This window comes from Streptomyces sp. NPDC059785, assembly GCF_042732375.1.
In the GTDB taxonomy this organism is placed as follows: domain Bacteria; phylum Actinomycetota; class Actinomycetes; order Streptomycetales; family Streptomycetaceae; genus Streptomyces.
In genome coordinates this window covers 42403-61978 of the sequence record NZ_JBHWHV010000018.1, presented here as the reverse complement: position 1 = coordinate 61978, position 19576 = coordinate 42403, and the positions used below count along the sequence as shown (strand labels likewise).

Sequence of the window (19576 nt, the reverse complement as noted above, 5' to 3'; positions counted from 1 at the left end):
ATTTCTCCGCCCCGAGAGCCGACCTCTCGCGCTCGCGCGATAACACAACCATGGCCGGGACGGAACCGTGTCCGGCGATGCATAACAAACTTTCCGTCGGTAAATTGAATCCGCATGACCGCCGCACAAGCAGACCTGTCAGCGGAATTCCTGAAATTGCCGGAGACCCTTCGGATAGATCGCCCCGAGGTGGCCGACGGCGCCGCTCTCTGGCGTATCGCCCGGGACTCCCGCACGCTGGACCTGAACTCCTCGTACAGCTACCTGCTGTGGTGCCGTGACTTCGCCGGCACCTCCGCGGTGGCCCGCGACGCCGCCGGGACCCCCGTCGGCTTCGTCACCGGCTACGTCCGGCCCGAGCGTCCGGACACCCTGCTCGTGTGGCAGGTGGCCGTGGACGCCTCCCAGCGCGGACGCGGGCTCGCCGGAGCACTGCTCGACGGGCTGACCGCCCGCGTCGCCAAGGAGAACGAGCACGGACTGACCCACGTCGAGACCACCATCACTCCGGGCAACACCGCCTCGGAGCGCCTGTTCGCCTCGTACGCGGAGCGCCACGGCGCGGCCGTCGAGCGGGACGTGCTGTTCGAGACCGGACAGTTCCCCGACGGCGCGCACGACCCCGAGGTGCTCTACCGCATAGGACCGCTGACCCGCTGACCCGCACGCGGTCCCCCCGGGCTCCTTCCCTGCCCCGATCGCTCCCCCTTCGGTATCCCCCACGACGTCCGTCTCCCAGGAGGAGATTCGCTGTGACCATCACCCAGCCCGACCTGAGCGTCTTCGAGACCCTGGAGTCGGAGGTGCGCAGCTACTGCCGCGGCTGGCCGACCGTCTTCGACCGGGCGCACGGCAGCCGCATGTACGACGAGGACGGCCACGAGTACCTCGACTTCTTCGCCGGCGCCGGCTCCCTCAACTACGGGCACAACAACCCCGTCCTCAAACGGGCGCTCATCGACTACCTGGAGCGCGACGGCGTCACCCACGGCCTCGACATGTCGACGACGGCCAAGCGCGCGTTCCTGGAGTCCTTCCAGAACCTGGTCCTCAGGCCGCGCGACCTGCCGTACAAGGTCATGTTCCCGGGCCCGACGGGCACCAACGCGGTGGAGTCCGCGCTGAAGCTGGCCCGGAAGGTGAAGGGCCGGGAGGCCATCGTCTCCTTCACCAACGCCTTCCACGGCATGTCGCTCGGCTCGCTCGCCGTCACCGGCAACGCCTTCAAGCGGGCCGGCGCCGGCATCCCGCTGGTGCACGGCACGCCGATGCCGTTCGACAACTACTTCGAGGGCAAGGTCCCGGACTTCCTCTGGTTCGAGCGGCTGCTCGAGGACCAGGGCTCCGGGCTCAACAAGCCCGCCGCGGTGATCGTCGAGACGGTGCAGGGCGAGGGCGGCATCAACGTCGCGCGCCCGGAGTGGCTGCGCGCCCTGGCGGAGCTGTGCGAGCGCCAGGACATGCTGCTGATCGTCGACGACATCCAGATGGGCTGCGGGCGCACCGGCGCGTTCTTCTCCTTCGAGGAGGCGGGCGTCACCCCGGACATCGTCACCGTGTCCAAGTCCATCAGCGGCTACGGACTGCCGATGTCGCTGTGCCTGTTCAAGCCCGAGCTGGACATCTGGGAGCCGGGCGAGCACAACGGCACCTTCCGCGGCAACAACCCGGCGTTCGTGACCGCCGCCGCGGCCCTCCAGACGTACTGGGCCGACGGCTCCGCCATGGAGAAGCAGACCCGCGCCCGCGGCGAGCAGGTCGAGCAGGCCCTGATCTCCATCACCGAGGAGAACCTCGCCGACATCCGCGAGTACCGGGGCCGCGGCCTGGTCTGGGGCCTGGAGTTCAAGGACAAGGAGCGGGCGGGCCGGGTCGCCAAGCGCGCCTTCGAGCTCGGCCTGCTCATCGAGACCTCAGGGCCGGAGAGCGAGGTCGTCAAGCTGCTTCCGGCGCTGACGATCACGCCCGACGAGCTGGACGAGGGGCTGCGCACCCTCGCCCGCGCCGTCCGCGAGACGGCCGTCTGACCGCGCGGAAACCGCACAACCCGCAGAACCCACTGCGCGACCGAGCACCGACAGAGAGGCAGCGACTGACCGTGATCGTCCGATCGTTCAAGGACATCGAGGGAACCGACCGTCATGTGAAGGCCGCCGGCGGCACCTGGGAGAGCAAGCGCATCGTGCTCGCCTCCGAGCGTGTCGGTTTCTCCCTGCACGAGACCACCATGTACGCGGGTACGGAGACCTCGATGTGGTACGCGAACCACATCGAGGCCGTGCTCTGCGTCGAGGGCGAGGCCGAACTGACCAATGACGAGACCGGCGAGAAGCACCTGATCACGCCGGGCACGATGTACCTGCTGGACGGCCACGAGCGCCACACGATGCGCCCCAAGACCGACTTCCGGTGCATCTGTGTCTTCAACCCGCCCGTCACCGGACGGGAGGACCACGACGAGAACGGCGTCTACCCGCTGCTGACCGAGGAGGTCTGAGGAACCGTGACCATCACCCCGGAGAAGATAAACGACCTGTACCCCAGCCGCGGCGCCGCCGAGGTGTCCGTGCCGCGGCAGGACCCGGTCGTCTGGGGCTCCCCCGACACCCCCGGACCCATCGCGCAGGCGGAGTTGCAGGCGTACGAACGCGACGGCTTCCTGCCGGTCGAGGAGCTGATCTCCGCCGACGAGGTCGCCGTCTACGCCAAGGAGCTGGATCGCCTCGTCGCGGACCCGGCGATCCGGGCCGACGAGCGCTCGATCGTCGAGCCGCAGTCGCAGGAGATCCGGTCGGTCTTCGAGGTGCACCGGATCAGCGAGGTGTTCGCGCGCCTGGTGCGCGACGAGCGCGTGGTGGGCCGGGCCCGGCAGATCCTCGGCTCGGACGTGTACGTCCACCAGTCGCGGATCAACGTCAAGCCGGGCTTCGGGGCCAGTGGCTTCTACTGGCACTCGGACTTCGAGACCTGGCACGCCGAGGACGGTCTGCCGAACATGCGCACCGTGTCCGTCTCGATCGCGCTGACCGAGAACTACGACACCAACGGCGGCCTCATGATCATGCCGGGGTCGCACCGGACGTTCCTCGGGTGCGCGGGGGCCACGCCGAAGGACAACTACAAGAAATCGCTCCAGATGCAGGACGCGGGCACGCCGTCGGACGAGGCGCTGACGCGGATGGCCTCGGACTACGGGATCAAGCTGTTCACCGGCAAGGCCGGTTCGGCGACCTGGTTCGACTGCAACTGCATGCACGGCTCGGGCGACAACATCACGCCGTTCCCGCGCAGCAACGTCTTCATCGTGTTCAACAGCGTGGAGAACGCGGCCGTGGAGCCGTTCTCGGCGCCGGTGCGCCGGCCCGAGTTCATCGGGGCGCGGGACTTCACCCCCGTGAAGTGACCGCGTGAAGTGACGACACGGCCGCGGGCCCGGTACACCTGACGGTGCCGGGCCCGCAGCCGTGTCCGCTCCGAGCGCCCCCTCCGGTCAGAGCCAGGCCAGCCGGGCGGCCCGCTCCAGTACGTTCCGCACGGCGCTCTCGTCGCCCGTGGCGCCGCGCGGCACGTCGCCGGGGTCGTACCTGCCGCCCACCAGCAGGCAGAAGTCGACCGGTTCCAGGGCGAGTTCGGCGCGCACCGGGTCGTCCTCGGAGCCCAGCACCCACTGCGCGTCGTGGTCCCCGCCGACCACCGCGAAGAGCACCGGCGGCGCCTCCGGGCCCAGCGCCGCGCCGAGGATGCGGACGGCCAGCCGCACGAGCTGCCACAGGTGGGCGTCCGGCGGCGGGGGCACGGTCCGGCCCAGCGCCCGGCCGATGTCGGCCGTGTGGATCCAGGTCTCGAAGGCCCGCACCAGGAAATGGTCGGCCAGCGGCAGCCGCATGCCCATCAGGGTGGTGGCGCACGCGGCCCGTTCGGGGTCGCGTGCCTCGGGGGCGGCGAGCAGTCCCTGTGCCTGCGCGTCCCAGGCGGTGACGGTCTCCTCCGGCGGCCGGGTCCGCTCGTGCGCTATCACGGCGGCGGTGCGGGCGGCCCAGGCGTCCTGCCAGTGGGCGCTCTCGGTGGCCGGAGGCGGCGGCAGCCGGGGATCGAGCCCCAGCCGCCGGGCCAGCGGCTCGTCCGCGGCGATCAGATGGGCGACCGTACTGTGCACGTCCCAGTCGTGCACGACCGGCGTGCCCCACCGGGCGTGGTCGTCGTCCAGCTCCCGCAGCAGGGCGTGCAGCCCGGTGACGGCGGCGGCGTAGGGGGCCGCGTGCCGGGCGACCCGGGGTACGGGGGCCCGCGAGCGGAGGATCGCGGACAGCACGTCACCCGACACGGCGGCACCACCCCCTTCGCGCACCCCGGCCGACGACTCGTGCCCCGGCGTCCGCGTGACCCCCGCTTCGTGCACGACGGCCTGCTCGTGCCCGGGAGCCGACGCGGCCGCCTGCTCCCGCTCCGGGAGTCGAGCACCCGGCGACCCGTGCGCGACCGACGGCTCGTGAACCGGGGCGGGCGCGGCCGGTGGTTGCTGGGGCGGACGGTCCGCCGGGGCGGCGTGGTCCGCCGTGTGTGCGGCGGGGCTCCGGTCCGGCGGGGGGCCGTGCGGCGGGCGATCCGCCGGGCCGACGTGATCCGCGGTGTACGCGCCGGGATCCGCTGGGGCATCGCGGCCGGTGGTGTGCGCGGCGGGAGGCCGGTCCGATGGGGTGCCGTGGTGCGGGGCGCTGTGCGGCGGGCGCTCCCCCGGGGCCATGTGGTCCGCCGTGCGCGCGCCGGAGTCCGCCGGGACGTCGCGGCCCGTGGCGCGTCCGGCGCGGGGCCGGTCCGGCGGGGTGCCCTGGGGCGGGCGGTCCCCCGGGGCGCCGGTGTCCGCCGTGCGCGGGCCGGAGTCCGCCGGGGCGGCGCGGCCGGTGGTGTGCCCGACATGGGGCCGGTCCGGCGGGGGGCCGTGCGGCGGGCGGTCCCCCGGGGCGCCGGTGTCCGCCGTGCGCGCGCCGGGGTCCGCCGGGGCGGCGCGGCCGGTGGTGTGCCCGACATGGGGCCGGTCCGGCGGGGTGCCCTGGGGCGGGCGGTCCCCCGGGGCGCCGGTGTCCGCCGTGCGCGGGCCGGAGTCCGCCGGGGCGGCGCGGCCCGTGGTGCGCCCGACATGGGGCCGGTCCGGCGGGGGGCCGTGCGGCGGGCGGTCCCCCGGGGCGCCGGTGTCCGCCGTGTGCGGGCCGGAGTCCGCCGGGGCGGCGCGGCCCGTGGTGCGCCCGGCGCGGGGCCAATCCGACGGGGTGCCCTGGGGCGGGCGGCCCGCCGGGGCCGCGGGGTCCGCCGTGGTGTGCCCGGCGTGAGTCCGGTCCGGTGGGGTGCCCTGGGGCGGGCCGTCCAGGAGGCGGACCGTTTCGTGCAGGCGGTGCGCCTCCGCGGCGCAGGCGGGGCACTCGGCCAGGTGCCGCGGCACGGTCCGCGCCTCGGCGGGCGGCAGCGCCCCGACCGCCCAGGCCGCCAGCAGCTCCCGTACGTCCTCGTGCTCGGTGCTCATCACGTGCCGCCCTTCCGGGCCGGGGCCGACACGGCGGCCGGGGCCCGCCCGCGGGCCTTGCGCCCTGCTCCGACCAGCGTACGCACGCCCACTCCCGCGGGACCCGTCCCCGGTGCCGCCGGACCCGCCGCCATCACGCGCCCCTTTCGAGACCGGCGTCCGGCGCGTCCGGCGGATCGGGCGGGTCGGTCAGGGAATCGGCCAGTTTGCGCAGGGCCGAGCGCAGCCGGGTCTTGGCGGTGCCCTCGGGGATGCCGAGTTCGACCGCGGCCTGCCGGTAGGTGCGGCCCGCGAAGTAGGCGAGGTGGACGACCTCGCGCTGCTGCTGCGGCAGTTGGGAGAGCGCGGTGTGCAGCATCAGGGAGCGTTCGCGGTCGACGAGGGTCTCGTCGGGCCCGGGGCCCGGCTCGGGGATGGCGTGCAGCGCGGTGTCGTCGGCGCGGGCGTCCTTGCGGTGCCGGGCCTCGCTGCGCACCCAGTCGACGGCCCGCCGGTGGGCGAGCATGGACAGCCAGGTGCGCAGCGAGCCACGGTCCGCGTCGAAGGCGTAGGGCCTGCTCCAGAGCTGGGCGAAGACCTCCTGCGCCACGTCCTCGGCGGCGACCGGGCTGCGGGTGACCCGGACGGCGACGCCCCGCACGAGGCCGCCGTACGCGGTGTACACCTCGGCGAGCGCGGTCTCGTCGCCGTACACCAGCCGCCGGTGCACTTCCGCGTCGACGGGAGGTTCTTCGAGCGTCGGCTCCACCGGCACCACCACCTCGTGGTGCCTTCCTAGCGTCCCCGTGCGGCCCGCGCCAGAGGTCAGCCGGACAGGACGTCGAGCAGTCGGTCGACGTCCGCGGGTGTGTTGTAGAGGTGGAACGCCGCCCGCAGGTTGCCCGCGCGGTCGCTCACCTCGACTCCGGCGCGGCTCAGGGCGGGCTGCCGGTGCCCGAGCCCCGGCACCGAGACGATGGGCGAACCGGGCGCGTCGACGGGCTCGTGCCCCAGTCCGACGACGCCCTCGCGGAAGCGGTCGGCGAGCGCGAGGTCGTGGGCGAGCACGGCGTCCGTGCCCAGTTCCGCCAGGAGTTCCAGCGAGTGCCGGGCTCCCGCGTACGAGAACAGGCTGGGGCTTTCGTCGAACCGCCGTGCCGAGTGGGCGAGTTCCGCGACGGGGCCGTAGCAGCTGTCCCAGGGGCGTTCGCCGGCCACCCAGCCCGCGAAGAGGGGGGTGAGGCCGCCCAGGTCCTCGGGGACGACCAGGAAGGCGGTGCCGCGCGGGCAGAGCAGCCACTTGAAGGCGACGGTGGCGACGTAGTCGTAGGCGTCCGCGTCGAGGGGCAGCCAGCCCGCGGCCTGGGAGGCGTCGAGGTAGACCCGGGCGCCGTGCTCGCGGGCCGCCGCGCGGACGGCCGCGAGGTCGGCGAGCCGTCCGTCGGCGGACTGCGCGGCGCTGACCGCGACCAGGTCCGTGCCCGCCCGCACCGACCCGGCGATCCGCTCCAGCGGCACGGTGCGCACCTTGAGGTCGCCGCGGACGTGGAAGGGGTTCACCGTGGAGCTGAAGTCGTCCTCGGCGGTGAGGACTTCGGCGCCCGCGGGCAGCGCGGCGGCGATCAGCCCGGTGTAGACGGCGACGGAGGCACCGGCGGCGACCCGGCGGTCCGGGACGCCGGTCAGCCGGGCGAAGGCGGCCCGGGACGCCTCCACGTCGGCGAACATGTCCTGCGGCTGCCCGGCCGCGACGGACTCCACCGCGGTCCGCATGGCCCGCACCGCACGGGCGGGCAGCAGTCCGGTGCTCGCGGTGTTGAGATAGGTGCTCTTCGGTGCGAACTCGGCGGTCACGAGGCTGTCGAAGCTTCCCTTGGTCTCCATGGCACCACTGTGCGGTCCGCGGGAACCTCCGTCCATCGCGTTTTCCTGCGTGGTACCGCGAAGGACGGCTTATGGATCGCCGCGGACCTGGGCTTCCGCCGGAGCTCCGGTGACCCGCCCGGCCCGCCCGGCCCGTCAGCCCTGCGGGACCGCGCAGCCGTCGGGCCCGCAGGCCGCCGCGTCCGTACCCGGCTCCTCGATCAGGCGCAGCGGGGAGCGCTCGCCCCACGCCTGCGTCAGGGCCTGGGTGAAGACCTCGGCGGGCTGGGCGCCGGAGACGCCGTACGTACGGTCGAGGACGAAGAACGGGACGCCGTTCGCGCCGAGTTCGGCGGCCTCGCGCTCGTCGGCGCGCACGTCGTCGGCGTACGCGGCCGGGTCGGCGAGCACCTCACGGGCCGCGTCCGCGCCGAGCCCGGCGGCGACGGCCAGCTCCACGAGCCGTTCGTCGTCGCCGAAGACGGAGCGCTCCTCGGCGAAGTTCGCCCGGTACAGGGCGCCGAGCAGCGCGTCCTGGCGGCCCTCGGCCTTGGCGAGGTGCAGCAGCCGGTGCATGTCGAAGGTGTTGCCGTGGTCGCGGCCCTCGGTGCGGTAGTCGAGGCCCTCGGCGGCGGCCTGGTTGCCCAGGTTCTCCTCGCCGGCCTGTGCCTGCTCCTCGCTCATGCCGTACTTCTCGGTGAGCATCGCGAGCACGGGCTGGGTGTCGCCCTTCGCCCGGTTCGGGTCGAGCTCGAAGGACCGGTGCACCACCTCGACCTGGTCGCGGTGCGGGAAGGCGGCGAGCGCCTTCTCGAAGCGGGCCTTGCCCACGTAGCACCAGGGGCAGGCGATGTCGCTCCAGATCTCGACGCGCATGCTGCGGCTTCCTTCGGGTCGTACGGGTTCGGAGGCGCGCTCCGGTACGGAGACGGCCTCCGTTGAACGTGTGAACGTTCAAGCGACCCGGCTCATTCCCCGGTGACCGCGTACCGCAGGTAGCGGTGGTGGTCGCCCTCGGCCGGCGGGTTCTCCGGGTCGGGGAGCCAGCCGAGCGCGGCGTAGAAGGACTGGGCGCGGTGGTTGTCGACGTGCACGTCGAGCACCGCCGACCGCTTGCCGGCGGCCCGCCAGCGTGCGACGCAGGCGGCGTGCAGCTCGGTGCCGGTCCCGGCGCGCCAGCGGTCGGGGTCGACGTGGAACTGGAAGAGCTTCACGGTGTCGGCGGGGGCGCCCTCGGGGGTGCGGAAGGAGGCGATGCCGGTGACGGCGCCGTCCTCGACGACGCACAGCACGGTTCCGTCAGGGCGCTCGACGGCGCCGCGCCAGACGGCGGACCAGTCGGTGCCGTCGTCGGGGACGCCGTCGGGGTAGTACGTCGCACGGGCGCGGGCGTGCAGCGCGGCGACGGCCGGGGCCTCGGCGGGCAGCGCGGGCCTGATGACCCGGCGGGCGGCTCCGTCGCGGTCCTCGATGATGCCGTCTTCGGTCACGCGGTCTTCGGTCATGCACCGGAGGACGTGACGGGTGGTGCGGCGGTTCCGGGAGAAACGGGTGAGACAGGTGGGCCGGGGCCTCGGCGCCCGTGGGCGGTGAGGCCCCGGTCTCGGTGTCAGCGCTCCAGCCGGCCGTCGTAACGGCGGGGCAGGCCGAGCGGGTTGTCGTCGCGCAGCTCCGGCGGGAGCAGCGCCTGAGGGGCGTTCTGGTACGCGACCGGGCGCAGCCAGCGCTCGATGGCGGTGCCGCCGACGGAGGTGGACGTGGAGGTGGTGGCCGGGTAGGGGCCGCCGTGGTGCTGGGCCGGGGCGACGGCGACGCCGGTCGGCCAGCCATTGACCAGGACGCGGCCCGCGAGCGGCGTCAGCTCGGCGAGGATCTCGGCGCCGCGGCCCTCGCCCGCCGCCTCCTCGGTGGAGAGCTGCACGGTCGCGGTGAGGTTGCCGGGCAGCCGGGCGAGGACCGCGCCGGCCTCGTCCTCGTCCGCATAGCGGACGACGACCGTGAGCGGGCCGAAGCACTCCTCCAGGAGCAGGTCGTGCACGCCCTCGGCGGTGAGCTTGTCGGCGGGCACCGTCAGGAAGCCGGGGCTGACGGTGTGCTCGCCGCCCGCGCCCGGGGTGACCGGGGCCTCGACGCCGGGGAGTCCGGCGCGCTCGGCGACCCCGGCGATGAAGTTGTCGCGCATGCGGTGGTCGAGCAGGACCCCGGCGTCGGTGTCGCTGACCGCGTCGGTCAGGGACTTCAGCAGCCTGTCGCCCGCGGCGCCCGCGGGGGCGAGGACCAGGCCCGGCTTCACGCAGAACTGGCCGACGCCGAGCGTCATCGAGCCCGCGAGCCCGGCGCCGATCTCCTCGGCGCGCTCGGCGGCGGCGGCCGCGGTGACGACGACGGGGTTCAGGGAGCCCAGCTCGCCGTGGAAGGGGATCGGTACGGGGCGGGCGGCGGCCGCGTCGAAGAGCGCCCGGCCGCCGCGTACGGAGCCGGTGAACCCGGCCGCCGTGACCAGCGGGTGCTCGACCAGCTCGACGCCCGCCTCGAAGCCGTGCACGAGTCCGAGGACGCCCGCGGGGATGTCGTGCCGGGCGGCGGCGCGGCGCAGGACGGACGCGACCAGCTCGGACAGGCCCGGGTGGTCCGGGTGGGCCTTGACCACGACCGGGCAGCCGGCGGCCAGCGCGCTCGCGGTGTCGCCGCCGGGTACGGAGAAGGCGAAGGGGAAGTTGGAGGCCGAGTAGACGGCGACGACGCCGAGCGGCACCTTGTAGCGGCGCAGGTCGGGAATGGGCGGGGTGGCGGTGTCGTCGGGGTGGTTGATCACCACGTCGAGGAACGCGCCCTCGTCGACGATGCCCGCGAAGGCCCTCAGCTGGTAGCAGGTGCGGGCGAGTTCGCCGGTGAGCCGGACCGGGCCGAGCGCGGTCTCGGCGTCGGCCGCCTCGACGAGCTGGTCCTTGGCCTCTTCGAGCAGGTCGGCAGCGGTCCGCAGGAACGCGGCGCGCACCGTGCGGTCGGCGAGGGCGCCCCGGGCTGCGTGCGCGGCGCGGACGGCCTCGTCCACCTCCTGGGCCGTGGCTTCCACCGCGACCTGCTCACGCTGCTTCCCGGTACGGGGGTCGACACTCCAGACTGGTGCTGCTGCCACCGGGTCCCTCCATATGTGATGCCGCGGTTCTGTGTCACCCACCAGGGGCGTTCGATATGCTGAACGCTGTCTCTGATGGTGAATATGCCGTTGGAGACTATTTCCCGTCCAACGAAGGGGTCAAGGGCGATGTCGGCAGGCGAGACAGGCGGCGGGGCGCAGGTCAAGTCCGCGGTGCGGACCGTGGAACTGCTCGAGTACTTCGCGGGCCGGCCCGGTATGCACTCGCTGGCCTCGGTGCAGGAAGCGGTCGGCTACCCGAAGTCGAGCCTGTACATGCTGCTGCGCACACTGGTGGAGCTCGGCTGGGTGGAGACGGACGCCACGGGCACGCGGTACGGCATCGGCGTCCGCGCCCTGCTGGTGGGCACGTCGTACATCGACGGCGACGAGGTGGTGGCCGCCGCCCGGCCCACCCTCGACCGGCTCTCGGACGACACGACGGAGACCATCCACCTCGCCCGTCTCGACGGCACGAACGTCGTCTACCTCGCCACCCGGCAGTCGCAGCACTACCTGCGCCCCTTCACCCGGGTCGGGCGGCGGCTGCCCGCGCACTCCACCTCCCTGGGCAAGGCGCTGCTCGCCACCCACACCGACGAACAGGTACGGGGGCTGCTCCCGCAGACCCTCCAGGGGCTGACCGAGCACACCATCACCGACCGCGAGAAGCTGATCGAGGAACTGCACCAGATCAGGGAGCAGGGCTTCGCGGTGGACCGCGAGGAGAACACGCTGGGGCTGCGCTGCTTCGGCGTGGCGATCCCCTACCGGACGCCCGCGCGGGACGCGATCAGCTGCTCGGTACCGGTGGCCCGGCTGACGCCCGCGCACGAGCAGACGGTGAAGGACGCCCTGTTCGACGCCCGCGACCGGCTCACCCTCGCGACCCGGAGGCTCTGACCGTGGAGAGCGTCGAGGTGGACCTGCGCCCGGTGCACGACAGCGACCTGCCCGTCTTCTTCCGGCAGATGAACGACCCCGAGTCGGTGCGGATGGCCGCCTTCACCGGCGGCGACCCGGCCGACCGGGCGGCGTTCGACGCGCGCTGGAAGCGCATCAGGGCCTCCGCCGACGTGGTGGCGCGCACCGTCCTCGCCGACGGCGACGTGGTGGGCAGCGCGGCGGTGTACGGGGAACCGGGCGAGCGCGAGGTCACGTACTGGATCGACCGCGCGTACTGGGGGCGCGGTATCGCGACCCGGGCGCTCATGGCGCTGCTCGCCGCCGTCCCCGAGCGTCCGCTGTACGCCCGCGCCGCCGCGGACAACACCGCCTCCCGCCGGGTCCTCGCCAAGTGCGGCTTCCGCGTGACGGCGCACGCCCGCGGCTTCGCCGAGGCCCGCGGCGAGGAGATCGACGAGGTCGTCCTGCTCCTGGAGAGCTGAGCGGCCCGCGGGACCGAAGCGGCACCGGCACATGAACGGCCGATGAGAAATCGGACGGCAGGGAACGATGCGCCCGTCCCGCTCGTCGTCCAGAGCGGGATGAACAAGACGATCAGGCGCGCCGCCGTCTTCACGCTGCTGCTCGTGATCGCCCTGCTGGTGCGGGCGACATGGGTGCAGTTCTACGACGGCAAGGCGCTCGCGGACAGCAAGTACAACCGGCGCAACGCGATGGAGCAGTACGCGAACCCGCTCGGGAACATCATCGTGGGCGGCGAGGCCGTCACGGGTTCCGCGCGGACGACGAGCGGCGACCTCGCGTACAAGCGGACGTACACCGACGGCAGTCTGTACGCGGCGGTGACCGGCTACAGCTCCCAGGTGTACGGGGCCACCCAGCTCGAGGGGATCTACCAGGACCTGCTCGACGGCACGGACACCCAGCTGAAGACCGTCATGGACACGGTCACCGACAAGCGCGCCGACCCGGGTGATGTGGTCACGACCATCGACCCGGACGTGCAGAAGGCCGCGTACAAGGCGCTCGGGAACAACAAGGGCGCCGCCGTCGCGATCGACCCGAAGACCGGGAAGATCCTCGCGGTCGTCTCCACCCCGTCGTACGACCCGACGCAGCTCAGCACCGGGAACAGTGACGCCTGGACGAAGCTCACCAAGAGCGAGGACAAGCCGATGACGAACCGGGCGCTGCGCCAGCCGCTGCCGCCGGGCTCGACGTTCAAGCTGGTGGTCGCGGCGGCGGCGCTGGAGGACGGGCTGTACGACGACGTGGACGAGAAGACCGACAGCCCGAACCCGTACCGGCTGCCGGGCACGACCAGGGACCTGGCCAACGAGAGCGCCTCCGCGCCCTGTGAGAACGCCTCGATCCGGGTCGGCCTCCAGTACTCGTGCAACAACGTCTTCGCCAAGATGGCCGTCGACCTCGGCCAGGACAAGCTCAAGGCGATGGCGGAGAAGTTCGGCTTCAACGACCAGACGCAGGACGTGCCGGTCCGCGCGTACGCCAGCGTGTACCCCTCGGACATGGAGGACTCGCAGACGGCGCTGACGGGCATCGGCCAGTTCGACGTGACGGCGACGCCGCTCCAGATGGCCATGGTGTCGGCGGCCATAGCCAACGACGGCAAGCTGGTCTCGCCGCACATGGTGTCGCAGACGAGTGACTCCGACGGCACGGTCCTGGAGAACTACGACGACGACACCGGGACCAAGGAGATCGTCAGCTCCTCGACCGCCCAGCAGCTCCAGTCGGCGATGCAGACGGTGGTCGAGGACGGCACGGGCACCAACGCGCAGATATCCGGCGCGACGGTCGGCGGCAAGACCGGTACGGCCCAGCACGGCGAGAACAACAGCAAGACGCCGTACGCCTGGTTCACCTCGTACGCGAAGTCCGACTCCTCGGACAAGGAGGTCGCCGTCGCGGTGATCGTCGAGCAGTCCGACGCGGCCCGCTCGGAGGTCAGCGGCAACGGCCTGGCGGCGCCGGTCGCCAAGGCGGCGATGGAGGCGGCCCTCGAGGACTGAGGGCCGCGGTCCGTGCACCGTTGTCACCGCACGCCGAGGAGCTGTTCCACCGGGTCGATGGCGAAGTACACCAGGAACAGCGCCGACGCCGTCCACAGCAGCCAGTGGACCTCCTTCGCCCGGCCGAGGACCGTCTTGATCAGCACGTAGGAGACGAAGCCCGCGCCGATGCCGTTGCTGATCGAGTACGTGAACGGCATGACGGCGATGGTCAGGAACGCCGGGACGGCGATCTCGTAGCGGTCCCAGTCGATGTGCTTGACCTGGGTCATCATCAGGAAACCGACGGCGACCAGGGCCGGGGCCGCGGCCTGGAGCGGGACGATGGTCAGCAGCGGCGTCAGGAACAGCGCGAGCGCGAACAGTCCGCCGGTGACCAGGTTCGAGAAGCCGGTGCGCGCGCCCTCGCCGACACCGGCCGCCGACTCGATGTAGGAGGTGGCCGAGGAGGCGGAGGCCGCGCCGCCCGCGACCGCCGCGGCGCCGTCGATCAGCAGCACCCGCCCGAGGTTCGGCACCTGGCCGTCCTCGTCGAGCAGCCCCGCCTCGGCGCTGACACCGACGACCGTGCCCATGGTGTCGAAGAAGTCCGACAGCACCAGCGTGAACACCAGCAGCACGACGGTGATCGCGCTGGTCTGCCCGAAGGCGCCGAAGACGCTGAAGTGGCCGAGCAGCCCGAAGTCCGGTGAGGCCACGACGTCGTCGGGGACCTCGGGCGTGGTCAGGCCCCAGCTCTTGACGTCGGCGACCGCGTCGACGACGACCGCCACGACCGTCATGGTCACGATGCTGATCAGGATCGCGCCCTTGCCCCGCCGGGCGAGCAGCGCGACGGTCAGCAGCACCCCGGCGCAGAACACCAGGACCGGCCAGCCCGACAGCGTGCCCGTGCCGCCGAGCTGCACCGGCACGGTGGTGTTCGCGGCGTCCGGGATCCGGCTGACGAAGCCGGCGTCCACGAATCCGATGAAGGCGATGAACAGGCCGATGCCGACGCTGATCGCCTGTTTCAGCGGCTGCGGGATGGCGTGCATGACGGCTTCGCGGAGCCCGGTCACCACCAGGACGCAGATGAGCAGCCCCTCCAGGACGATCAGGCCCATCGCGTCGTCCCAGCTCATCAGCGGGGCGATCTGGTAGGCGGCGACCGCGTTGATGCCGAGGCCCGCGGCGAGCGCGAGCGGCAGATTGCCGCCGACACCCATGACGATCGTCATGACGGCGGCCACCAGCGCGGTGGCGGTGGTCAGTTGGGCCGGGTCGAGCCGGTGCCCGAACTTGTCCTCGGCGCCGCCGAGCACGATCGGGTTCAGGACCAGGATGTAGGCCATGGTGAAGAAGGTGGCGAAGCCGCCGCGTACCTCCCGGCCGAAGGTGGAGCCCCGGGCCGAGATCCGGAAGAACCGGTCGACGCCGTCGGCCGCGGACCGCGGTGCGCCCGGCCGGTCGGCCACCTGCTGCGGTTCTGACATGGAGACGCTCCTCGCTGCCTGGGTCCCGGGCCCGGGGGCCGGGTCCGCGGATGCTGGCTGGATTGTTCCCCTGTCATGACCGTTTCAGGTTTTCCCCTTGTTACGGAACCGGGTTCGGCCCGCCACACGACGTTCGAACCCCTGTACGCACGCTGGTACGCTCTCGGATCCCGAAGGGACCCGCAGCGAGGAGAGGTCGGACGTGGGCACTGTCGTCGACGACGCAGCCTCCCTGGAGTTCCACGCCTTCTTCGAGCGGCACTACGCCGAACTCTCCCGTCTCGCCCACTTGTTGACGGGTGAGGCGGACGCCGCCGACGACCTGGCGGCGGACGCGCTGCTCGCCCTGTGGCACCGCTGGGACCGGGTCCGCGCGGCCGACCACCCGGTGGCGTACGCGCGCGGTGTGGTCGCCAATCTCGCCCGCAGCCGGATCCGCAGCGCGGTGCGCGAGCGGCGGCGCGTCACCCTGTTCTGGTCCCAGCGCGAGGACCGGACCGAGAACCCGGACGTCGCCGGGGTGGTGGACGTGCAAGAGGCGCTGCGCAGGCTGCCGTTCCGCAAGCGCGCCTGCGTGGTGCTGCGGCACGCCTTCGACCTCTCCGAGAAGGACACCGCGCTCGCGCTGGGGGTCTCCGTCGGTACGGTGAAGAGCCAGACGTCCAAGGGCATGGCCGAATTGCAGCGGCTCCTCGGCCCGGATCCGGCCCCGCAGCGGGTGCACGCGGCGGCCCTGCGGACGGGCGCGGCCGGAGGAAGGGACCGATGAGCAAGCCGCAGGACCACGACGAGCTGCGCGCCGCGCTGCGGGAGGCCGCCGGGCGGCACGAGCCCGACCGGGCGCGCATCCTCGCCCGCGTCGAGCGCGGCACGGCGGGCGACGGCGAGCACCGGCACCGGCCCGTGGGCGGCGCCCCGGTGCTCGGCTGGGCCCGGGTCGTGGGCGCGACCGCCGCGGTCGCCGGTGTCCTCGCGGTCGGCGGGTACGCGGTCGCCTCCGCGGTGCGCGACGACAGCCCGCCGCAGCAGACCGTGGCGGTCTCCCCGTCCCCCGAACCGTCGCCCGACGCGACGAGCCGCGCACCGGCCCCGCCGGACCCGTCGCCGAGCACGGGCGCGCCGGAGCGGTCCGGCACACCGAGCGCGCCCGCGTCCGGCACACCGGAGGGGAGCGCGTCCCCGCCCGCCTCCTCGCACCCGCCCGCGGCGGACGCCGAGGACGGCCCGCTGTGGTCGGACGGTTCGGTCGACCCGCACAGCAACGACTTCTGGGCACAGAGCAATGTGACGGTGAAGAACGACCGGGCCCTCACCGCGCTCACCGTGCGGCTGCGGATCGCGCAGACCGGCGGGGTCACCTCGACCGGCGCCTGGCGGTCGCTGCCCGAGGACGACTTCACGCTGACGGTCGGCGAACGGGACGGCTACCTGATCTACATCTGGGTGCTCAAGGACGGCAGGACCGTCCCGGCGGGCGCGTGGGTGTTCGCGGGCCAGTACGACCACGAGCGCGGCGGCCGGGACGCGAAGGACGACGGCTACACGGCGACCGCGCGGACGCCGGACGGAACGCTGAGCGTGGCGGGCGGCTTCGCCCGCACGAGCGACGACGACGGCGACTCGTAGCGCGCCCCCAGCAGCACCTCCCCGCCCACCGCGGTCACTCCCCCACGGGAAATCACTCGGCGGCGGCAACCTCTTTCCCGGCAGCGGCGACCAGGAGACGGATCACGCACCATCCCCTCCACTCAAGGAACCCGCTTCATGACTGCACGAGTTGAACAGCGCGTCAGCCACCGCCGCCGGACCGCCAGGCGGCGTGCCGTGATCGGCGGAGCCTCCGCGTTCGCCCTCACCGGCGCCGCCATCGTCACCTCCTCGCTGCTGGGCACCGCGGGCGCGGCCACGGCGTGGCCGGAGCCCACGGGCAGCCAGGCCGTGTCGGAGAAGATCGCGGTCTCGGGCACCTACGACGGCAAGCTCAAGGAGTTCTACGGCAGCGGTGATCTCGGCGACGGCGGCCAGGACGAGGGCCAGGACCCGATCTTCGAGCTCGCGGACGGGGCGGTCCTCAAGAACGTCATCATCGGCACCCCGGGGGCGGACGGCGTCCACTGCAAGGGCAGCTGCACGCTCCAGAACGTGTGGTGGCTGGACGTCGGCGAGGACGCGGCGAGCTTCAAGGGCACATCGTCGTCCGCCACGTACACCGTGACCGGCGGCGGGGCGAAGGCCGCCTCGGACAAGGTGTTCCAGTTCAACGGCGCAGGGAAGCTCACCGTGTCCGGCTTCCAGGTGGAGGACTTCGGCAAGCTGGTCCGCTCCTGCGGCAACTGCTCCACCCAGTACAAGCGCACGATCGTGCTGAAGGACATCGACGCGACCGCGCCCGGCAAGGTGCTCGCCGGCATCAACTCCAACTACGGCGACACCGCGACCCTCAGCGCCATCCGCATCCACGGCGACAGCAGCAGGAAGATCAAGCCGTGCGTGCGCTTCACGGGCAACGACACCGGCGCCGAGCCCACCGAGGTGGGCAGCGGCGCGGACGGCACCAACTGCAAGTACGCGTCCTCGGACATCACCTACGAGTGAGCCGACCGGGCTTGACGTCCGCGGCCTGACCGGTCCCGTCGTCCCAGGTGTTGTCTCGCGACACCGTCGACGGGCCCAGTTCGGCCGCGCCGCCGCCGTTGTCCGCCGCGGAGTTCTCCTCCAGGCGGGCGGCGCCGGTGGCGAACCAGAAGCCCGACCCGGCGTTGGCGCGGGCCGTGTTGCCGCGCAGCACGACGGCACCGGTGTTGGCGTTCTCGGTGAAGCCGTGCAGGGCGTTGTCCCAGGCCGCGTTGGAGTTCACGACGTGCGCCACCGAGACACCGCCGCCGCCGAGCTTGAAGCCGTTGCCGTTGCCCTCGAAGGCCACGTCGTGCCAGCGGTTCTCGCCGTTGCCGAAGGCCCGGGAGTGCTCGACGGTGACGGGGGTGGAGAACTGCCAGAGGTCCACCCCGTCATCCGCGTTTTCGTACAGAGCGGCGCCGGTGATCCTGTTGCCCGTGCCGGAGCCGAACCTGACGGCGAGCCCGTCGGCGTTGCGGCCGTGGCCGGCGGCGTCGTAGTTGCCGTGGCTGTCCAGGTCGCGCACGAGGTTGCCGGTGGTGCCGTCGCCGCGCAGGGTGAAGCCGGTGTCGCCGTTGTCCGCGGTGACGAGGTTGTCGAAGACGCCGCCGGTGGACGAGGTGGCGACGAATCCCTGGGCGGGCGCGTGCCGGAAGGTGAGGTCCCGCACGGTCCAGTAGTCACCGTCGATCCCGGCCAGCCAGGAGCCGTCGGGCAGCTTCGACCCGTCGATCGTGACCCGCTCGCCGTCGTAGGCGGTGAGCGTGATCCGGGCGGCGGCGGTGCCGTTCGCGGCCGATCTCAGGGTGCTGGTCGGGCGGTAGGTGCCGCCGCGGACCTGGACGGTGGTGCCGGCGGTGGCACCGGCGACGGCCGCCTGGAGCTGCGCGGTGGTCGACACGGTGACCGTGCCCGCGGCCCGTGCGCCGTCCTCGGTGAGACCGAGACAGACGCCGCCCGCCCCCGCGGCGACGGACACCGCGGCGGCGACCGAGAGCGTACGGGTGCGGCGGTGGCGTCCTGGGACGAGACGCACGGGGCGGGTCCTTTCCTGGGGGACGGGGCACGAAGCGGGCCGGAGGGGCCGCTCCGGCCCGCTTCTGTCCCCTGGTCGCCGCCGGATCAGGATCCGTTGCCGTCCCTCAGGATCCGTTGCCGTATCCCAGGACCCTGGCCCTAGCTCACGTAGTACGTGGGGTTCGGCAGCTTGTACGTCTTGTCGGCGTAGCCGCCCTGGAGGTCGGAGTACTGGTCGCCGAAGTTGGCCACGATGTCGTAGCCGAGGGACTCGATGTGCTTGCGGGTGCCCGCCTTGTACTGCACGGTCGTGCAGGTCCAGGAGCCGGCGGTGGCGCAGCCGCTGAGGTAGGACGGCGGGTTGGCGGTGTCCTTGAGGAAGATGTGGCCGGCGTCGAGGTTCACGTCGGCGCCGACCTTCTTCAGGTTCGCCACGGCGGCGGAGCGCTGCGCCTCGCTCAGGCCCGAGTTGTAGAAGACCTCGACGCCCTTGCTCTCGGCGTACCGGATCAGCTCGGGGCTGCCGAACACCGCCGGGCGGTCCGCCTGGTTGACGTAGGCGGCCCAACTGGCGCTGCTGTAGCCGTAGTTGTTCTTCTTCTCGTAGTCGAGGCTGAGCAGCACGGTGTCGTCGATGTCGAAGACGACGGCCGGCCTGGCCTTCTTGTGCTTCGCCTCGCGGGCCGCCTTGTCGATCTGCTGCTTCGCGGCCTTGTCGATCCGCGCCAGGTCCTTGGCGTACGGGCTGTCCGGGGACGCCTGGTACACCCCGGCGCTGTCCTGCGTGGTGCCGTAGTAGGTGTCGATGTCCTTGGTGAGCAGCCCGATGTTGTAGGGCTCGTGCGTGGAGTTCGCCGTCGACTGTCCGGCGGTGGCCGCCCCGGCGCCGTACAGGGCTGCGCCGGCGACGGCACAGGCGGCGGTGACGGCAACGGTGCGCAGTGGCTTATGCATGACACACGTTCTACGCGCGTCACCCCCGGGAGCGCGAGACCCGTTGCCCGATCTTTACCTCGTGCGCGGTCGGGCA

At 72.7% G+C, this 19576-nt stretch carries 19 protein-coding genes; 10 read left to right on the top strand and 9 right to left on the bottom strand.

The features are described 5' to 3' along the window. Positions 1-114 precede the first annotated feature (114 nt). The 4 genes from ectA to thpD all read left to right on the top strand — a co-directional run bounded on the left by ectA (position 115) and on the right by thpD (position 3403). Complete coding sequence (gene ectA / locus ACFV6E_RS16375) at positions 115-660, top strand: diaminobutyrate acetyltransferase (RefSeq protein WP_385170342.1); 546 nt, start codon at positions 115-117, stop codon at positions 658-660. A 92-nt stretch (positions 661-752) separates the two neighbouring features. After that, positions 753-2027 carry a diaminobutyrate--2-oxoglutarate transaminase gene (gene ectB, locus ACFV6E_RS16370; RefSeq protein ID WP_385170339.1) on the top strand — a complete coding sequence of 425 codons (1275 nt, stop codon included), beginning with the start codon at positions 753-755 and terminating at the stop codon, positions 2025-2027. A gap of 71 nt (positions 2028-2098) precedes the next feature. After that, entirely contained in the window at positions 2099-2497 is a 399-nt protein-coding gene (locus ACFV6E_RS16365; RefSeq protein ID WP_385170336.1) for an ectoine synthase, read from the top strand. A gap of 6 nt (positions 2498-2503) precedes the next feature. After that, the gene (gene thpD, locus ACFV6E_RS16360; RefSeq protein WP_385462179.1) at positions 2504-3403 is read left to right on the top strand and encodes an ectoine hydroxylase; all 900 of its coding nucleotides are present in this window, start codon (positions 2504-2506) and stop codon (positions 3401-3403) included. A gap of 87 nt (positions 3404-3490) precedes the next feature. On the opposite strand, the gene ACFV6E_RS16355 is transcribed toward thpD, so the two are convergent. The 6 genes from ACFV6E_RS16355 to ACFV6E_RS16330 all read right to left on the bottom strand — a co-directional run bounded on the left by ACFV6E_RS16355 (position 3491) and on the right by ACFV6E_RS16330 (position 10499). Further along, positions 3491-5518, bottom strand: coding sequence for a maleylpyruvate isomerase family mycothiol-dependent enzyme (locus tag ACFV6E_RS16355; RefSeq protein WP_385462177.1), 2028 nt, complete (start codon positions 5516-5518; stop codon positions 3491-3493). A 133-nt stretch (positions 5519-5651) separates the two neighbouring features. Then, the gene (locus tag ACFV6E_RS16350; protein ID WP_385462174.1) at positions 5652-6278 is read right to left on the bottom strand and encodes an RNA polymerase sigma factor; all 627 of its coding nucleotides are present in this window, start codon (positions 6276-6278) and stop codon (positions 5652-5654) included. 44 nt (positions 6279-6322) lie between these two features. Further along, positions 6323-7417, bottom strand: a complete 1095-nt coding sequence (locus ACFV6E_RS16345) for an aminotransferase class V-fold PLP-dependent enzyme (protein ID WP_385167560.1) — start codon at positions 7415-7417, stop codon at positions 6323-6325. 99 nt (positions 7418-7516) lie between these two features. Then, on the bottom strand, positions 7517-8236 hold the full coding sequence (locus ACFV6E_RS16340) for a DsbA family oxidoreductase (protein WP_385462171.1): 720 nt from the start codon (positions 8234-8236) through the stop codon (positions 7517-7519). Between the two features lie 92 nt (positions 8237-8328). Then, on the bottom strand, positions 8329-8865 hold the full coding sequence (locus ACFV6E_RS16335; protein WP_385462169.1) for a GNAT family N-acetyltransferase: 537 nt from the start codon (positions 8863-8865) through the stop codon (positions 8329-8331). A 104-nt stretch (positions 8866-8969) separates the two neighbouring features. Continuing rightward, positions 8970-10499, bottom strand: coding sequence for an aldehyde dehydrogenase (NADP(+)) (locus ACFV6E_RS16330; protein ID WP_385167556.1), 1530 nt, complete (start codon positions 10497-10499; stop codon positions 8970-8972). A 129-nt stretch (positions 10500-10628) separates the two neighbouring features. Here ACFV6E_RS16330 and ACFV6E_RS16325 point away from each other — a divergent pair, with 129 nt between their 5' ends. The 3 genes from ACFV6E_RS16325 to ACFV6E_RS16315 all read left to right on the top strand — a co-directional run bounded on the left by ACFV6E_RS16325 (position 10629) and on the right by ACFV6E_RS16315 (position 13438). Then, positions 10629-11402 (top strand): IclR family transcriptional regulator, encoded by a 774-nt coding sequence (locus tag ACFV6E_RS16325; RefSeq protein WP_385167554.1) that lies wholly within the window; start codon positions 10629-10631, stop codon positions 11400-11402. A 2-nt stretch (positions 11403-11404) separates the two neighbouring features. Then, the gene (locus tag ACFV6E_RS16320; protein ID WP_385462166.1) at positions 11405-11887 is read left to right on the top strand and encodes a GNAT family N-acetyltransferase; all 483 of its coding nucleotides are present in this window, start codon (positions 11405-11407) and stop codon (positions 11885-11887) included. A gap of 99 nt (positions 11888-11986) precedes the next feature. Then, positions 11987-13438: a peptidoglycan D,D-transpeptidase FtsI family protein gene (locus ACFV6E_RS16315; RefSeq protein ID WP_385167565.1), complete on the top strand. Its 1452-nt coding sequence runs from the start codon at positions 11987-11989 to the stop codon at positions 13436-13438. A 23-nt stretch (positions 13439-13461) separates the two neighbouring features. Here the strand turns inward: ACFV6E_RS16315 and ACFV6E_RS16310 are convergent, their stop codons facing one another. Continuing rightward, complete coding sequence (locus ACFV6E_RS16310) at positions 13462-14913, bottom strand: NCS2 family permease (RefSeq protein ID WP_385462163.1); 1452 nt, start codon at positions 14911-14913, stop codon at positions 13462-13464. 202 nt (positions 14914-15115) lie between these two features. Between ACFV6E_RS16310 and ACFV6E_RS16305 the strand changes: the two genes are divergently transcribed. The 3 genes from ACFV6E_RS16305 to ACFV6E_RS16295 all read left to right on the top strand — a co-directional run bounded on the left by ACFV6E_RS16305 (position 15116) and on the right by ACFV6E_RS16295 (position 17508). Beyond that, positions 15116-15682: a SigE family RNA polymerase sigma factor gene (locus ACFV6E_RS16305; protein WP_385462160.1), complete on the top strand. Its 567-nt coding sequence runs from the start codon at positions 15116-15118 to the stop codon at positions 15680-15682. Further along, positions 15679-16539: a hypothetical protein gene (locus tag ACFV6E_RS16300; RefSeq protein WP_385167548.1), complete on the top strand. Its 861-nt coding sequence runs from the start codon at positions 15679-15681 to the stop codon at positions 16537-16539. Before ACFV6E_RS16305 ends, ACFV6E_RS16300 begins: the two co-directional genes overlap by 4 nt. Before the next feature lie 138 nt (positions 16540-16677). Next, positions 16678-17508, top strand: a complete 831-nt coding sequence (locus tag ACFV6E_RS16295) for a pectate lyase (protein ID WP_385167547.1) — start codon at positions 16678-16680, stop codon at positions 17506-17508. Here the strand turns inward: ACFV6E_RS16295 and ACFV6E_RS16290 are convergent. After that, on the bottom strand, positions 17495-18565 hold the full coding sequence (locus ACFV6E_RS16290; RefSeq protein ID WP_385167546.1) for a right-handed parallel beta-helix repeat-containing protein: 1071 nt from the start codon (positions 18563-18565) through the stop codon (positions 17495-17497). The two genes, ACFV6E_RS16295 and ACFV6E_RS16290, sit on opposite strands and share 14 nt — an antisense overlap. A 140-nt stretch (positions 18566-18705) precedes the next feature. After that, the gene (locus tag ACFV6E_RS16285) at positions 18706-19500 is read right to left on the bottom strand and encodes an HAD family acid phosphatase (RefSeq protein WP_385167545.1); all 795 of its coding nucleotides are present in this window, start codon (positions 19498-19500) and stop codon (positions 18706-18708) included. Positions 19501-19576: the final 76 nt, after the last annotated feature.

Excerpts from the sequence above, each read along its gene's own strand:
- ectA (WP_385170342.1), top strand. The coding sequence starts at position 115 with ATGACCGCCGCACAAGCAGACCTGTCAGCGGAATTCCTGAAATTGCCG.
- ACFV6E_RS16355 (WP_385462177.1), bottom strand. The coding sequence starts at position 5,518 with ATGAGCACCGAGCACGAGGACGTACGGGAGCTGCTGGCGGCCTGGGCG.
- ACFV6E_RS16345 (WP_385167560.1), bottom strand. The coding sequence starts at position 7,417 with ATGGACGGAGGTTCCCGCGGACCGCACAGTGGTGCCATGGAGACCAAG.
- ACFV6E_RS16340 (WP_385462171.1), bottom strand. The coding sequence starts at position 8,236 with ATGCGCGTCGAGATCTGGAGCGACATCGCCTGCCCCTGGTGCTACGTG.
- ACFV6E_RS16335 (WP_385462169.1), bottom strand. The coding sequence starts at position 8,865 with ATGACCGAAGACCGCGTGACCGAAGACGGCATCATCGAGGACCGCGAC.
- ACFV6E_RS16325 (WP_385167554.1), top strand. The coding sequence starts at position 10,629 with ATGTCGGCAGGCGAGACAGGCGGCGGGGCGCAGGTCAAGTCCGCGGTG.
- ACFV6E_RS16315 (WP_385167565.1), top strand. The coding sequence starts at position 11,987 with ATGAACAAGACGATCAGGCGCGCCGCCGTCTTCACGCTGCTGCTCGTG.
- ACFV6E_RS16310 (WP_385462163.1), bottom strand. The coding sequence starts at position 14,913 with ATGTCAGAACCGCAGCAGGTGGCCGACCGGCCGGGCGCACCGCGGTCC.
- ACFV6E_RS16300 (WP_385167548.1), top strand. The coding sequence starts at position 15,679 with ATGAGCAAGCCGCAGGACCACGACGAGCTGCGCGCCGCGCTGCGGGAG.
- ACFV6E_RS16295 (WP_385167547.1), top strand. The coding sequence starts at position 16,678 with ATGACTGCACGAGTTGAACAGCGCGTCAGCCACCGCCGCCGGACCGCC.
- ACFV6E_RS16285 (WP_385167545.1), bottom strand. The coding sequence starts at position 19,500 with ATGCATAAGCCACTGCGCACCGTTGCCGTCACCGCCGCCTGTGCCGTC.